At 70.2% G+C, this 15,800-nt stretch carries 10 protein-coding genes; 6 read left to right on the forward strand and 4 right to left on the reverse strand.

All coding sequences use genetic code 11. The annotated features are described in order from the left end of the window. Positions 1-30: 30 nt before the first annotated feature. The 4 genes from Q9R26_RS15090 to Q9R26_RS15105 all read left to right on the forward strand — a co-directional run bounded on the left by Q9R26_RS15090 (position 31) and on the right by Q9R26_RS15105 (position 8,213). Positions 31-2,982 carry a bifunctional [glutamine synthetase] adenylyltransferase/[glutamine synthetase]-adenylyl-L-tyrosine phosphorylase gene (locus tag Q9R26_RS15090; RefSeq protein WP_311227723.1) on the forward strand — a complete coding sequence of 984 codons (2,952 nt, stop codon included), beginning with the start codon at positions 31-33 and terminating at the stop codon, positions 2,980-2,982. Positions 2,983-3,575: 593 nt separating this feature from the next. Further along, positions 3,576-5,216, forward strand: coding sequence for a glycosyltransferase family 2 protein (locus Q9R26_RS15095; RefSeq protein WP_311227724.1), 1,641 nt, complete (start codon positions 3,576-3,578; stop codon positions 5,214-5,216). After that, the gene (locus Q9R26_RS15100; RefSeq protein ID WP_311227725.1) at positions 5,209-6,789 is read left to right on the forward strand and encodes a glycosyl hydrolase; all 1,581 of its coding nucleotides are present in this window, start codon (positions 5,209-5,211) and stop codon (positions 6,787-6,789) included. Before Q9R26_RS15095 ends, Q9R26_RS15100 begins: the two co-directional genes overlap by 8 nt. Further along, positions 6,786-8,213 (forward strand): UDP-glucose/GDP-mannose dehydrogenase family protein, encoded by a 1,428-nt coding sequence (locus Q9R26_RS15105; protein WP_182067029.1) that lies wholly within the window; start codon positions 6,786-6,788, stop codon positions 8,211-8,213. Before Q9R26_RS15100 ends, Q9R26_RS15105 begins: the two co-directional genes overlap by 4 nt. A gap of 429 nt (positions 8,214-8,642) precedes the next feature. On the opposite strand, the gene glnA is transcribed toward Q9R26_RS15105, so the two are convergent. After that, a complete protein-coding gene (gene glnA / locus Q9R26_RS15110) occupies positions 8,643-10,067 on the reverse strand; it encodes a type I glutamate--ammonia ligase (RefSeq protein ID WP_017886082.1) in 1,425 nt (474 codons plus the stop codon). A 141-nt stretch (positions 10,068-10,208) separates the two neighbouring features. Between glnA and Q9R26_RS15115 the strand changes: the two genes are divergently transcribed. After that, positions 10,209-10,664 (forward strand): RDD family protein, encoded by a 456-nt coding sequence (locus Q9R26_RS15115; protein WP_311227726.1) that lies wholly within the window; start codon positions 10,209-10,211, stop codon positions 10,662-10,664. A 276-nt stretch (positions 10,665-10,940) separates the two neighbouring features. Here Q9R26_RS15115 and Q9R26_RS15120 read toward each other — a convergent pair whose 3' ends face one another. Continuing rightward, positions 10,941-11,657, reverse strand: a complete 717-nt coding sequence (locus tag Q9R26_RS15120; RefSeq protein WP_027465455.1) for a DUF4191 domain-containing protein — start codon at positions 11,655-11,657, stop codon at positions 10,941-10,943. Positions 11,658-11,785: 128 nt separating this feature from the next. Here Q9R26_RS15120 and Q9R26_RS15125 point away from each other — a divergent pair, with 128 nt between their 5' ends. Further along, positions 11,786-12,604 (forward strand): hypothetical protein, encoded by an 819-nt coding sequence (locus Q9R26_RS15125; RefSeq protein WP_311227727.1) that lies wholly within the window; start codon positions 11,786-11,788, stop codon positions 12,602-12,604. A gap of 107 nt (positions 12,605-12,711) precedes the next feature. Here Q9R26_RS15125 and sucB read toward each other — a convergent pair whose 3' ends face one another. Both sucB and lpdA read right to left on the reverse strand, forming a co-directional pair. After that, a complete protein-coding gene (sucB, locus tag Q9R26_RS15130) occupies positions 12,712-14,226 on the reverse strand; it encodes a 2-oxoglutarate dehydrogenase, E2 component, dihydrolipoamide succinyltransferase (protein ID WP_259577698.1) in 1,515 nt (504 codons plus the stop codon). 73 nt (positions 14,227-14,299) lie between these two features. Then, the gene (gene lpdA, locus Q9R26_RS15135) at positions 14,300-15,673 is read right to left on the reverse strand and encodes a dihydrolipoyl dehydrogenase (RefSeq protein ID WP_027465458.1); all 1,374 of its coding nucleotides are present in this window, start codon (positions 15,671-15,673) and stop codon (positions 14,300-14,302) included. Positions 15,674-15,800 lie beyond the last annotated feature (127 nt).

Genomic DNA, 15,800 nt, shown 5'->3' on the forward strand with positions numbered 1-15,800 from the left:
GCGCCCTGACCCCTCGGGAGCACGTTCCACATGACCGGTCGGACGACGACGTCACGTTCGGAGCTGGCCCGTCTGGGGTTCGCGGAGCTGTCGGAGAGCCTCGAGCGGGCTGCCGACCTGGAGGCCCGGTTCGGCCCCGACCTGCCGCTGCCGGTCGCCGGGTCTGCCGCGCTCTGGGGCGGCACCGCTGATCCGGACGGTGCCCTGCGGATGCTGGAGCGGCTGCTCGAGCGCGCGCCGGACGAGCTCCGCCCCGTCCTGACGGACGACGCAGCGACCGAGCGTCTGATCCGCCTGCTCGGTGCCTCGATCGGCCTCGGGGAGTTCCTGCACCGTCGTCCGGCCGAGCTGGCACTGCTGCTCGACCCGGTCGGCGAACCGTGGTCGCAGGAGCGGTACACGGCGTCGCTGACCGAGGCGGTCGACGGCGCCACGGGTGAGGACGCCCGGATGCGCCTGCGTGTGCGCTACCGCCGGCACCTGGCCCAGATCGCCCTGTTCGACGTGCTGCACCCCGTGCCGACGGACGCGTTCCCGGCGGTCGCGGCCGGCCTCGCCGACCTTGCCGGAGCCACCCTCGACGCCGCGGTCGACATCGCTCGGCGCGAGGTCCCGTTCCCCGCGGCCGACGTCGCGGCGACCCCCCTCGCGGTGATCGCCATGGGCAAGGCCGGCGCACGCGAACTCAACTACGTCAGCGACGTCGACGTCATCTTCGTCACCGAGCCCACCGACGACGTCACCACCGACCGGGCGGTGCTCGTCTCCACCCGCATCGCGATCGCCGCGATGCACGCGATCACCGACCTCGCCGCCGAACCGGCGCTGTGGGAGGTCGACGCGAACCTCCGGCCCGAGGGCAAGGACGGCGCACTCGTCCGCACGCTCGACTCGCACGTGGCGTACTACGAGCGCTGGGCGAAGGGGTGGGAGTTCCAGGCGCTGCTCAAGGCCCGCCCGATCGCGGGGTCCGCCGACCTCGGCGCCCGGTACGCCGAGGCCGTCGCGTCGTTCGTGTGGACCTCCGCCACCCGGCCGGGGTTCGTCGAGTCGGTGCAGCGCATGCGCGAGCGGGTGACCGAGCACATCCCCGACGCCGACGTCGACCGGCAGCTCAAGCTCGGCCCCGGTGGCCTGCGGGACGTCGAGTTCACCGTGCAGCTCCTGCAACTCGTGCACGGCCGTGACGACCCGTCCGTCCGGGTGCGGTCGACGCTCGAGGCCATGGACGCCCTGACCGACGCCGGGTACGTCGGGCGCGCCGAGGCCGCTCGGTTCGGGCCGGACTACGCCCTGCTCCGGGTGCTCGAGCACCGCATCCAGCTCCGGCGCCTGCAGCGGACGCACCTCATGCCCTCTGACGAAGAGGAGTTGCGGGTGCTCGCCCGGTCGAGCGGTGTCGCGGCGTCGGCCCCGGCGCTCGAGGCCCGTTGGCGTGCCGTGAAGCTCGAGGTCCGCGGGCTGCACGAGCGCCTGTTCTACCGGCCGCTGCTGTCGGCCGTGGCCTCCACCGAGGACGAGATCGTCTTGACCAACGACCAGGTCGTCGATCGGCTCGCCGGTGTCGGGTTCGTCGACCCCGCCGGTGCCGTCGGCCACATCCGCGCCCTGACGCAGGGCACGAGCCGGCGCGCGGCGATCCAGCGGAACCTGCTCCCCGTGCTCCTGCGCTGGATGGCCGAGGGGCCGGCACCCGACCGTGCGCTGCTGGCCTTCCGCCGGCTGAGCGACAGGCTCGGGGAGTCGAGCTGGTTCCTCCGCATGCTGCGCGACTCGTCCGGCGCCGCGCACTCGCTCACCACGGTGCTGTCCGAGTCGGCGTTCCTGTCCGGGCTGCTCGAGCGGTTCCCCGAGGCGGTGGCCTGGCTCGACGAACCCGAGGCGCTCCTGCGTCCGCGGCCGATCGACGCCCTGCTCGCCGAGATGACCGCGACCACCGCCCGGCACGGCGACGACGTCGACGGCTCCGCGGCGCTGCTCCGGTCGGCTCGACGTCGGGAGACGCTGCGGCTCGGCATGGCCGCCGTGCTGGGCTCGCTCGACGTCGACGGCCTGGGCCCGGCCCTGAGCGACGTCACCGAGGCCACCCTCGCCGGCGCCCTCGCGCTCGCCCGCCGTGACGCCCCCGAGGGCTTCGAGTTCGGGATCATCGCGATGGGCCGGTACGGCGGGCGGGAGCTCGGCTTCGGCTCGGACGCCGACGTGCTGTACGTCTACCGCGCATCCGAACTGGCCCCCGAGGTCGCGTCCCGGACCGCCCAGACCATCGTGCGTGAGCTCAACCGCCTGACCGAGGACACCATCCACCCGCTCGACCTCGACATCGACCTGCGCCCCGAGGGCAAGAACGGTCCCGTCGCGCGGACGCTCGAGTCCTACGGCGCCTACTACGCCCGCTGGTCGCTCACGTGGGAGGCGCAGGCGCTCCTCCGCGCTCGGGGGGCCGTCGGTGACGCGCAGCTCCTCCGTGACTTCGAGCACCTCGCCGACCGCACCCGGTACCCGGAGCGGATCGACGACCACCAGGTGCGCGAGGTCCGTCGCATCAAGGCCCGCGTGGAGTCGGAGCGGCTGCCCCGCGGTGCCGATCCGGCACGACACCTCAAGCTCGGCCGGGGATCGCTCAGCGACGTCGAGTGGTTCGTCCAGCTCCTGCAGCTGCAGCACGCGCTCGAGATCCCGTCGCTCCGGACCACCTCGACGCTCGAGGCGCTCGACGCCGCGGTCGACGCCGGACTCGTCGGCGCCGAGGACGGCGAGCGGCTCGGGGCCGCCTGGCGCTTCGCGTCGCGCACCCGCAGCGCCCTCGTGCTGTGGTCGGGGAAGACCACCGACGTCCTGCCCGTCGACCGCGTCCAGCTCGAGGGCGTCGCCCGTCTGATGGAGTACCCGCCGGGTTCTGCGAGCCACCTCGAGGACGACTACCTCGGCGTCACGCGGCGCGCCCGACAGGTGTTCGAGCGCGAGTTCTACGGCGCCTGACCCGCCCGCGACGCCGCGTCCGACCCGCCGGCGACGCCGCGTCCGACCCGCCGCGGACGCAGCGCCCGACCGCCGCCGACGCAGCGCCGAGCGTCTCGCGACACGCCCGAGCGTCCGCGGACGGACCCGACCTGAGCAGCCGTCGAAGGTTAATTCTCCGTGTCGCACGACGTCCCCCGACGACACCCTCTTCGTACCCCTGTTCGAAACGGAGCCCGGCTCGTTACCGCGCCGTGACCGAACTCCCACCGGACCGCCAGGGGACCGTTTCCGACGCCCCCCGACACGCCGTGCGATCCCGTGCTGACCGGGGATTTCTGTCGGAGCCGACCCGTGCCTCCAGGCCGCACCTGTCGCCCATCCGACCGAGCAGGCGTCGAGGGGTGGTCCGCAGGAGTGCTGTCAGCACCACGGGGGACCGCTCCGACCGGTCGAGCGGGGGACCGGTGTGTACCCCGTAACGCGCCCGTAACGCCCCCGGACGGGGGCCGCGTTGCGCGCGCGTTCAGGTTCTGCATCAATTGCATCACCCGAACCGGCCCTGATTCCCCGATGAAGCGGAATCTCCACCTCGAACGTTGAAGCAGGGATCAGTGTTCACCTTCATTCTGCAGATCAGGCAGATGGTCGAAGGGCACCCCGAGTTCTACCTGTTCGCCGTGTACTCCGCGGTGATCTGGTTGCTCTGGTTGCTCAAGGTCGTCATCTCCGCCCGCTACCGCCCCTTCACCGGCACCTTCGTCGGTACCACCAGCGTCGTCGTCCCCGTCGTGGACGAACCGCTCGACCTCTTCCGCGACGTCATCGGACGCATGGTCGAGCAGCAGCCCGGCGAGATCATCGTCGTCATCAACGGTGCTCGCAACGAGGCGCTCGAGGAGGTCTGCGACGAGTTCGCCCCGCTCGTCCGCTGGACCCACACGCCCATCCCGGGCAAGCGCAACGCCGTCAAGGTCGGCACCGAGATGTCCAACGGTGACATCACCGTGCTGGTCGACTCGGACACCGTCTGGACCCCCGGCGCGCTCGAGGAACTCCTCAAGCCGTTCGCCGACGAGTCCGTCGGTGGCGTCACGACCCGGCAGCGCATCCTCGAACCGGAGCGCAGCTGGATCACCCGCTGGGCCGACTGGCTCGAGAACTCGCGAGCGCTCTACTCCATGCCGGCACAGAGTGTCCTCGGGCAGATCGGCTGCCTGCCCGGGCGAACCATCGCGTTCCGCCGGAGCATCCTCATGCGGGTGATGGACCGGTTCATGCACGAGAAGTTCATGGGCGTGTTCCTCGAGGTCTCGGACGATCGGACGTTGACGAACCTCACGCTCAAGGAGGGGTACCGGACGGTCTACCAGTACACGTCGCTGGTCTACACGGATGCCCCGCTGCAGGTGAAGAAGCTGTTCAAGCAGCAGCTCCGCTGGGCCCGCGGCTCGCAGTACAACACGCTGCGGATGCTGCCGTGGATGCTCGGCCACGCCCCGGTCCTGGCGGCGTTCTTCATCACCGACATCATCCTGCCGTTCATGCTCTTCGGCGTGATCGCAGGCTGGATCTACCGTGCCTTCACCGGCCAGGGCGAGAACCTGTACCAGGGCATCCTGTCGCAGTACGGCTTCTCGACCGGGTTCGTCTACGTTGCGGCGCTCATGGTGATCTCGAGCGTGCTGAGCATGGCGATCCGCCAGATGCGGCACCTGTCCGAGAAGCCGAGCGACTTCTTCCGCCTGCCGATGTTCATCATCGTGTCGACGTTCTTCCTGATGCCGATCCGGCTCAGCGGTTTCTTCCGCCTGGCGCACGCGTCCGGCTGGGGGACCCGAGCCGGCGCCTACGCCGGTGGTCCGATGCAGGAGGACCCGGCGGACGCCGTCCAGCCGCTGTCCGCCACGGCGCAGATCCCGGTCAGCCCGATCGACGCCGAACGCGCCCGCATCAACGGTGCGGACGCAGGTTCGGCGGGCTCGGGGTCAGGTCTGCCCGCCCCGCTCGAGACCGTCGACCAGGTGGCCGTCGACCGTGCGTTCGACGAGCTCTTCGGCGCCGACGCGGCGACCAACTCCACCACCACCGTGCTCGCCACCCGCCGCGAGGCCGCTGCCGCGGTCGCGCAGCAGGAGGCCCAGCGAGCAGCCGCGCCGGCCTCCGCCCGAGCCCGCCGGTACAACCCGTACGCAGCGATCCCGTACGTGATCGGCATCGCGATCTTCGCCCTGGAGGCGTTCCTCATTGTCTGACATCATCCGTTCCTCGAGTGCTTGGTGGGCGCAGTCCAGCAAGCACGCCCGCCGGACGGCCATCGGCACGACGGCCATCGTGCTGGCGCTCGGCCTCATCACCTGGTCGGTGTGGATCTCGCCCACCGGCCCCGTCTCGACCGCCGTGCACCAGGCACTCGGCGTCGAGGCGCCGAAGGCCAAGAAGGTGTCCGCCGCCGAGCTGCAGACGCAGCTCGACGCCGCCCAGGAGCGCATCTGGTCGCTCGAGGGCAAGCTCGACTCCCGCACCGCCCAGGCCGGGTCGCGCGGCGACCAGATCTCGGAACTCAAGGCGCAGATCGCGTCGCTGCAGTCCCGGCTCGGTGCCGCGAAGGGCTCGGGAGGCTCGTCCGACGTCAACGCCGCGGGTTCCGGCAGCGGTGGCTCGGGTTCCGGCGGGCCCGGTGCCGCGTCGGCAGGTGGGTCCGGTTCGGGTTCGGGCTCGTCCGACAACGGGTCCGGCAGCGGCTCGGGTTCCGGCAACGGATCCGGGTCTGGTTCGGGCAACGGTGGCGGCTCGAAGCCGAACCCCGGTCCCTCGACCGACCCGGGTACCACCCCGGTCGTCACGCCGACCAAGGCCGAGATCCTCGGTCAGCAGTCTCGCTGGTACGGCCTGTACACCGCGCAGTCCCCGTTCAACTGGGCCGAGTACGACGAGGTCTCCCGTCAGGTCGGCACCGCGTCGAACATGACCGGCTTCTTCCAGGGCTTCGACCAGGAGTTCAACGCCAGCGCGGTGCAGCGCTCCTGGGCCAACGGTCGCGTCCCGCTCATGACGTGGGAGACGGTGCCGGCGCAGACCGGCAACGACCAGAAGTACGTCCCCGGGTACACCAACGAGGACATCTCCGGCGGGTCGTTCGACGCCTACCTGACGAAGTACGCGAAGGCGCTGGCGGCCAACGGGCAGCCGATGGTCATCCGTCTCGACCACGAGATGAACGGCTCCTGGTACAACTGGTCCGAGGGCGACGCCCAGAAGAACCCGGCCGGCTCCTACAAGAAGATGTGGCAGCACGTGCACGACGTCTTCCAGGCGAACGGTGCGAACAAGTACGTCATCTGGGACTGGTCCCCGAGCCGCATCGACAAGCTCGGCAACCCGAAGTACCAGACGCTCGACTACATGCAGCAGTACTACCCGGGTGCGGACTACGTGGACTGGGTCGGCATGAGCGGCTACTACCGCGACGCCACCGAGCAGCCGACGTTCGCCACGACCTTCGGAGCGACGCTCGCGCAGCTCCGGCAGATCGCGCCGGGCAAGGGCATCATGCTCAACGAGATCGGGGCGACCGAGACCGGCACGAGTGTCGCGAACCCGCAGAAGACGCAGTGGATCAACTCGCTCTTCGATGCCCTGGCGGACCCCGCCAACAAGGACATCGTCGGCTTCGCGTACTTCAGCGAGACGGCCACCACCATCATCGACGGCAAGCGCACCACGAACGACTGGCGTCTCAACTCCCGCGCCGATTCCCTGAAGGCCTTCGCCGAGGGCATCAAGCGCAACGACATCGACTACGACCTGCAGGAGGTCACGCAATGAGCGAGTCCAAGAAGTCGACCGCATCGGCCGACACCCGCCCCGCACCCGTCATCAGCGTCATCGGCACCGGCTACCTCGGCGCCACCCACGCGGCCGCCATGGCCGAGATGGGCTTCGAGACCATCGGTGTCGACATCGACCCGTCGAAGCTCGCCGCGCTGTCCGCCGGTGAGGTCCCGTTCTTCGAGCCCGGGCTGCCGGAGCTCATCACGAAGCACGTCGCCAGCGGCAAGCTCCGCTTCACCGCCGACATCGCCTCGGCCGTCGCCGCTGCGGACGTCCACTTCGTCTGCGTCGGCACCCCGCAGAAGGCCGGGTCGCACGCCGCGAACCTGGCCTACGTCGAGAGCGCCACGCGCGGCGTCGCCGAGAACCTCACCCACCCGGGCCTCATCGTCGGCAAGTCGACGGTCCCGGTCGGGACGGCATCGCGACTCCGCGGCATCGTCCGCGAGTTCACCCCCGCCGGCATCGACGCGGAACTCATCTGGAACCCCGAGTTCCTGCGTGAGGGCAAGGCCGTCGAGGACACCCTGCACCCCGACCGTCTGGTCTGGGGCGGAGCCTCCGAAGCCGCCGACGCCGTGATCCGCGAGGTCTACGCCGCGCCCATCGGCGAGGGCACCCCGGTCATCACCACCGACCTCGCCACCGCGGAGCTCGTCAAGGTGAGCGCCAACGCGTTCCTCGCCACGAAGATCTCGTTCATCAACGCGATCTCCGAGATGTGCGCGATCACGGGAGCGGACGTGTCCACGCTCGCCGACGCCCTCGGCCACGACGCCCGTATCGGCCGGAAGTTCCTGAACGCCGGCCTCGGCTTCGGTGGTGGCTGCCTGCCGAAGGACATCCGGGCCCTCATGTACCGCGCGAACGAGATCGGCGCGGGCCAGGTCGTCGGCCTCATGCAGCAGGTCGACGAGATCAACATGGGGCAGCGCCAGCGGGTCATCGACATGGCGATCGACTCGGCCGGGGGATCGGTGCTCAACCGTCGCGTGGCCGTCATCGGTGCCGCGTTCAAGCCCCTGACCGACGACGTCCGGGACTCCCCGGCGCTCAACGTCGCCGCCGCGCTGCACCTCCGCGGCGCCCAGGTGACGCTCTGGGACCCCGAGGCGATGGAGCCCGCGAAGCGCTCGTTCCCGACGCTGAGCTACGCCGCCTCGATGACGGACGCGATCGAGGGCGCCGACGTCGTCCTCGTGCTCACCGAGTGGGACGACATCATCACCGCCGACCCGGTCGCCCTCGGTGACCTCGTCGGGCGCCGCGTCGTCATCGACGCGCGCAACTGCCTCCCGGTCTCCGACTGGGTGAAAGCGGGGTGGACCGTCCGTTCCCTGGGACGTCCCACGCCGGTCACGGGTGCACCCGTGAGCGTCGCAGCGGGGACGAACGACGCGTTGGCCACGAGCCGCTAGTCACCGTTCGCGAGACGGGGTCCGTGCCGGGCGGCGCGGGCCCCGTTCACGTGCGCCCGGGGAGTGCCTCGTCGATCCGGGCGCACCTGGTCGGATCGAGCGTACCTGGTCGGAAGTTCTGACCAGGTACGCCCGATCCCACTTCCCAGTCCAGCTGCGATGGGAAGGAACGCGCGTCGCGACCGCCTGGAGGCCCGACGCCCGCCCGCCGGACCGGCACCGGGCCTCCAGGCGGTCGCGTCCGCACCCCGCGTGCACGGTGGCAGCGTCCCCTCGTGAACGCGACAGGATCCCGCGGAACGTTCGCGACGTTCTGTCGCTCTCGCGAGTGCGAGCGCCCAGGCCGTCAGCGCGCTGTCGCTCCGGCCACACGCACGAAGGGCCCCGCACCGGACGGTGCGGGGCCCTTCGTGTGGTTGTCAGCGAGACTCAGACGCCGAAGTACAGCTCGTACTCGAACGGGTGCGGGCGCTGGGCCAGCGGGAGGATCTCGTTCTCGCGCTTGTAGTCGATCCAGGTCTGGATGAGGTCCTCGGTGAAGACGTTGCCCTTCGTGAGGAACTCGTGGTCCGCCTCGAGCGCGTCGAGCGCCTCGTCGAGCGAGCCGGGGACCTGGGGGATGCCCTTGGCCTCCTCCGGGGGGAGCTCGTAGAGGTCCTTGTCGACCGGCTCGTGCGGCTCGATGCGGTTCTGGATGCCGTCGAGGCCCGCCATCAGCTGCGCGGCGAAGGCGAGGTACGGGTTTCCGGAGGCGTCGGGCGCGCGGAACTCGATGCGCTTGGCCTTCGGGTTGGTGCCCGTGATCGGGATGCGGATCGCCGCCGAGCGGTTGCCGGCCGAGTAGACCAGGTTGACCGGGGCCTCGAAACCCTTGACCAGACGGTGGTACGAGTTGATCGACGGGTTGGTGAAGGCGAGCAGCGCCGGGGCGTGCTTCAGGATGCCGCCGATGTACCAGCGGGCGAGGTCCGACAGACCGCCGTAGCCGTTCTCGTCGTAGAAGAGCGGCTTGCCGTCGGACCAGAGCGACTGGTGGGTGTGCATGCCCGAGCCGTTGTCGCCGAAGAGCGGCTTCGGCATGAACGTGGCGACCTTGCCCCACTGGTCGGCCGTGTTCTTGACGATGTACTTGAACTTCAGGATGTCGTCCGCGGCGTGGACCATCGTGTCGAACTTGTAGTTGATCTCCTGCTGGCCGCCGGTGCCCACCTCGTGGTGCGAGCGCTCGAGCTCGAAGCCGGCGTCGATCAGCTTGAGGGTGATGTCGTCGCGCAGGTCGGCGGTCTTGTCGACCGGCGACACGGGGAAGTAGCCGCCCTTGTACGGGGTCTTGTTGGCGAGGTTGCCGCCCTCTTCGTCACGACCGGTGTTCCAGGCGCCCTCTTCGGAGTCGACGGCGTAGAAGGATTCGTTCTGCGTGACCGAGTAGCGGACGTCGTCGAAGATGTAGAACTCGGCCTCGGGGGCGAAGAACGCGGTGTCCGCGATGCCCGTCGACGCGAGGTACTTCTCGGCCTTCTTCGCGACCTGGCGCGGGTCGCGGCCGTAGATCTCACCGTTCCGCGGGTTGTAGATGTCGAAGATCATGATGAGCGTGCGCTCGGCGCGGAACTGGTCGACGTACGCCGTGGTGACATCGGGGATCAGCTGCATGTCGGACTCGTGGATCGACGCGAACCCACGGATCGAGGAGCCGTCGAACAGCTGGCCGACCGAGAAGAAGTCCTCGTCGACGGTGGATGCCGGGATGTTGAAGTGCTGCTGCACACCGGGCAGGTCCGTGAAGCGGATGTCGAGGAACTTGACGTCGGTGTCCTTGATGAAGGCCAGGACCTCGGAGGAATCGCTGAACATGGGGCCGATCTCCAATGGGTTGGGTGATGTCGGAGGCACCGGTCAAGGCACCTCCGACGAGGCTATTGACACGGGGTTTCCCGGACATGACTGGTTTGTTTCGGGCGTGTTACGCCCGGACCGTCGCCTACGCTGGGGACCATGGCCCGCAGCACTCCCAGTCCGTCCGCGCCCTCCGAGCACCCGGACGGATGGCCGGGGAAGGACCTCAGACTGCCCGAGTCCGGGCCCCGGAGCGTCGGGCGGATCGGCCGGCGGGTCGTCGCGCTGCTGATCGACGGAGCGCTGGCCGACCTGGTCGCCTACGTCACCGGTGTGTGGTCGCCGGTGAACGGTTCGGGCGACATCGCGCACTCCTGGGTGCAGATCGCCATCTTCGCGGTGCTGCAGATCGTCTTCATCTGCCTGCTGTCCGGGTCGTTCGGGCACATCTGCGTCGGACTCCGGGTCGTGCCCATGCGCGGGGGCTACGTGGGGGTGTGGCGGCCGATCCTCCGGACGGTGCTGCTCTGCCTGGTGGTCCCGGCGCTCATCATCGACCGCGACAGCCGGGGCGCGCACGACCGCATCGCCGGGACGGTACTCGTCCGGCGCTGATCGGGGCTGGCCGGGGTGCGGCGAGCGGGCCGTGCCTGTCGTCCGCGCCGTCGCACCGTGCGAGGTTGCTCATCCGGTGCGAGCATGCCCGCCCGGTGCGCCGTCGGAGTCCTGCACCGAGCCGACAACCTCGAACGGTTCTCCGAAGGTCGCACGGCGCAGGCCTCGCGAACACCGACGCCCCGCGGTCACTCCACGCTCAGACACTCCACGCTCAGACGACGACGCCCCCGACCGGATCTGGTCGGGGGCGTCCTGGTGTACGGAGGGCTCGGGTCAGCGCGGCCGTCCGGCGCGAGCCCGCATCGGGTCCATCCCCTTCGGGATCGAGGCCGCAGGGCTCTGGGTCAGCGAGTCGAGACGGTTCGCGACCGCCAGCACCTCGTTGCGGTTGAGCGACTTCTTGAGCTTGTTCATGGCACGGGGCAGCTTGTGCAGCGTCAGGCTCTCACCGGTGCCGTCACCCACGTGCAGCACGTGCACGGCGACGTTCGGGACGATGCGCTGGACCTTGCGGCGCTCCTCGTCGACCTGGCGGTTGAGGTTGCCGCGCTGGCCCTCGGTGATCAGGACCACTCCGGGGCGACCCACGGCGCGGTAGACCGCTGCCTGCGAGCGACCGTGCACCGCGACGGGCATCTCGCTCGAGCGCCACTGGCGACGGAGCGAGTTCGACAGCACGGCACCGACCGCGCCGGGCTGGCCTTCGATCTGGGAGTACGCGGCACGCTCTGCGAGGCGGCCGAGCACGATGAGGAAGAGCAGCACACCGAGCAGCACACCGGCGACGATCCACAGGACGATCGCGAGCCAGTTCTGCCCCGGCAGGAGCAGCGCCAGCAGGACACCGAGGACGACCGGACCGACGAAGGCGAGGGCGAACCACCAGACCGACGACGGATCGGCCTTCCGGGTCATCTGGAAGACCTGGAACATCTGCTTGAGACGCCCCGGCTCCTTCGCCTTCTTGTCTGTGGAAGAGCTGCGTGCCATGCGAACAGGATACGGCCTCCGTGCGCCAGGGGAGACCGTCGCGTGTCCGGCTGTGCGCGAACACGTCTTGTCCACAGTTGGTGCAGGAGAGCCTGGAGGCCCACCGCGCCACGGCCACGCTGGTCACCATGGAGACGAGCACCGACCACCACCCGGATCGCTGGATCGCGACCGGCAACGAGCACGACGAGCACGAGGTGCTCACCTGGGTCGCCGACCGCTCCGCGGCCGCCGAGCGGCACCTCGTCCCGGTGGCCGCGGTCGGTCGGACCGCGACGGGGCGTCTCGTCGTCGACCTCGACCGGCCGACCGGTACGTCGCTCGTGCCGGCGCTCGACCGGCTCGGCACCCCGACCACCGGGGCCGCGGTGACCCTGACGGTCCCGCTCCTCGAGCTCCTGGTGGCGGTGCACGACGGCGCGGTCCTGTTCGGTCCCGCCGGCATCGACGACGTGCTGGTGGACGACTCCGGTGCCGTCGTGCTCTGCGACCGCCCGACGAGCGCGACGAACCCGACCGTTCAAACCGACGCGACGACCCCGCCGCGCCCCGCGCACCCGGCGGATGCGACCCGGACCCTCGTGCTCGCGGCTCGGACCGTGTGGGACCGTGTCGACCCGGCCGACCCTGCCCAGGCCCCGGTGCTCGGAGCGTTGCAGGACGCCCTCGACGGTGACGGGCCGAGCGCACGAGCAGCGCTCGACGTCGTCCGTGCCGCCGCCGCGCCCCGGCCGTTCCGCTGGACCCCTGTGCCGAGCGACCTCGTGTTCGCCGAACCGCCGACACCGGACGGGCAGGACAGACTGCTCGAGCGTCTCCGCGACGTGGTCGAGCACGGGGTCCCGCTCGGAGCCGATCGACGACTCCCGCTCCGCCGTGTGCTCGTGGGGCTCGTCGTCGCCGTCGGGTCGGTGGTCGCCGCCCTGACCCTGCTCGGCGGTGGGTGACGCGGTGGGTGACGCGGCGGGTGACGCGGTGGATGACGTCGCCCCCGGAACGGGAACGGCCCCGGCTCCCACGAGGGGAACCGGGGCCGTCGGCCGTGCTGCTGGGATCAGTACCCGAGGTTCGGGGCGAAGTTGCCCTCTTCGAGACGGTTCTTCACCGCGACGAGGTACCGCGAGGCGTCCGCGCCGTCGATGATCCGGTGGTCGTACGACAGTGCCAGGTAGACGAACGAGCGGATGGCGATGGCCTCCTGGCCGTCGACCTTCACGACCGCCGGGCGCTTCGTGACGATGCCGGTGCCGAGGATCGCCGACTGCGGCAGGAACACCACGGGGGTGTCGAACAGCGCGCCACGCGAACCGGTGTTGGTCAGCGTGAACGTGCCGCCGGCCAGCTCGTCGGGCTTCAGCTGGTTGTTCCGGGTGCGCTCGGCGAGGTCCGCGATGGACTTCGAGAACTGCGCCAGGTCCAGCGAGGCCGCGTCCTTGATGACCGGGGTCAGCAGGCCGCGCTCGGTGTCCACCGCGATGGAGACGTTCTCGGTCTCCGGGTAGACGATCTCGTCGCCCTCGACCGTGGAGTTGATCTTCGGGTGGGCCTTGAGCGCCTCGGACGCCGCGAGGGCGAAGAACGGCATGAAGGAGAGCTTCGAGCCGGTCTTCTCGAGGAACTCCGCCTTGTGCGCATCGCGGAACTGCGCCACCTTCGTGACGTCGACCTCGACGACGCTCGTGAGCTGCGCGGTCGAGGTCATCGACTGCACGGCACGCTCGGCCACCACCTTGCGCAGGCGGGTCATCTTCTCGCGGGTTCCGCGCAGCGGCGAGACCTCGGCGACGAACGGGCCGGACGCGGTGGCGGGTGCTGCTGCAGCCGGGGCGGCCGGGGCCTTCGCAGCGGCGGCGAGGACGTCCTCCTTGCGGATGCGCCCCCCGACACCGGAACCCGTGACCGTGGACAGGTCGACTCCCTGCTCGTTGGCGAGCTTGCGCACCAGCGGGGTGACGTAGCCGGAGGCCGCGCCGTCCTGCGTGGGGTTCGGCACCGCGGCGGCGGCGGTGGCGCTCGGCGCGGAAGCCGGAGCCGGCGCGGCTGCCGGAGCGGCCTGGGCCGGCACGGCTGCCGGCGGAGCGGCTGCGGGCGGCGGGACCGGCGCGGCGGCCGGGACCGGCGCTGCCGCGGGCGGGGCGGACGGTGCCTGGGGGGCGGCGGGCTGCGTCTGACCGGCGGGAGCGGGCTCGGGCTCCGTGGGCTCGGGCGCGGGGGTCTCGGCCTCCTGCTCCGTGCTCGGAGCGGCCTCGGGCTCCTCGGCGTCGGCAGCGGCGGCGTTCGTGTCGTCGGCGCCGGAGTCGGACGAGTCCGAACCGCCGTCCGACGAGCCGGAGCCGTCACCGATCTTCACGAGGGCGGTGCCGACCTCGACGGTCTCGTCCTCCGGCACGAGGATCTCCTCGACGACGCCGGCGATCGGCGACGGGATCTCGGTGTCGACCTTGTCGGTCGAGACCTCGAGCAGCGGCTCGTCGACCTCGACCCGGTCACCGACGTTCTTCAGCCATCGGGTCACCGTGCCCTCGGTGACGCTCTCGCCGAGCGCCGGGAGGTTGACGGATTCGCTCATCGGGTGGACTCCTCTTCGCGGGGGATTGCAGTGGTTGTTGGTGTGGTTGTCACAGTGCGCTGACCGGTGCCGGTCACAGCGCGTGCAGCGGCTTGCCCGCGAGGTGCAGGAACGCCTCGCCGAGGGCTTCGTTCTGGGTCGGGTGACCGTGCACCAGGGGAGCGATGTCCTCGGGGTAGGCCTCCCAGTTCACGGCGAGCTGGGCTTCGCCGATGAGCTCGCCGACGCGGGCACCGATCATGCTGACGCCGACGACGGGGCCGTCCACGACGCGCACGACCTTGACGGAACCGGAGGTCCCGATGATGTGGCTCTTGCCGTTGCCGGCCAGGTTGTACTCGTACGAGTCGACCTTGTCGGCGCCGTACTGCTCTTCGGCCTTGGCCTGCGAGAGCCCGACCGACGCGACCTCGGGGTCGGAGTAGGTGATCTTCGGGATGTTCTTGTCCTCGATGACCACCGGGTTGAGGCCGGCGATCTCCTCGGCGACGAAGATGCCCTGCTGGAAGCCGCGGTGCGCGAGCTGCAGGCCGGGGACGATGTCGCCGACGGCGTAGACGTTCGGGATGTTCGTGGCGAGACGCTCGTTCGTGGTGACGAACCCGCGGTCCATCGCCACACCGACCTCGTCGTAGCCGACGTTCTGCGTGACCGGGCCACGGCCGACGGCGACGAGCAGGACGTCCCCGTCGAAGGTCTTGCCGTCCTCCAGCGTGACGACGACGCCGTTCTCGTGCTGCTCGACACCCTGGAACCGGACACCGAGCGAGAACTCGATGCCGCGCTTGCGGAACGCGCGCTCCAGCTGCTTCGACATCGACTCGTCCTCGGCGGGGACCAGGTGCGGCAGGCCCTCGACGATGGTGACCTCGGCCCCGAAGGACTTCCAGACGCTGGCGAACTCGACGCCGATGACGCCGCCGCCCAGGATGACGACCTTGTTCGGGACGTAGTCCATGCGGAGCGCGGTCTCGCTGGTGATCACGCGGCCGCCGATCTCGAGCCCGGGCAGGGACTTCGAGTAGGAGCCGGTCGCGAGCACGATGTTCTTGCCGGTGACGGTCTGGTCGCCGACCTGCACGGTGTTCTGGGAGGTCAGACGACCCCAGCCCTCGACCACGGTGATGCCGCGGGCCTTGATCAGGCCCTGCAGGCCCTTGTACTTGGAGTTGATGACGCCCTGCTGGTAGTCGATCACCTTGGGCACGTCGACCCCGGCGAACTCAGCGATCACACCGTACTTCTCGGCGTCACGCGTGCCGTCGGCGATCTCCGCGGCGTGCAGCAGCGCCTTGGTCGGGATGCAGCCGCGGTGCAGACACGTCCCTCCGAGCTTGTCGCCCTCGATGAGCGCGACGCTCATGCCGAGTTCGGCGGCCCGGAGCGCAGCGGCGTACCCACCACTCCCGCCACCGAGGACAACGACGTCGTAAGTCTGTTCCGTCACCTGGTGCAACTCCCTCGTGCGTGTCGGGCCGATCGGGCCCTACGTGGACACCGCGGAGGGCGGCGTCCGACGGTCGGACCGCGTGGTTCCGGTCCCGTCCCGTGCAGTACCGGTGGGAGGCGCGTCG

The sequence above is a fragment of the Curtobacterium sp. BRB10 genome (genome assembly GCF_031844325.1).
GTDB classification, from domain to species: domain Bacteria; phylum Actinomycetota; class Actinomycetes; order Actinomycetales; family Microbacteriaceae; genus Curtobacterium; species Curtobacterium poinsettiae_A.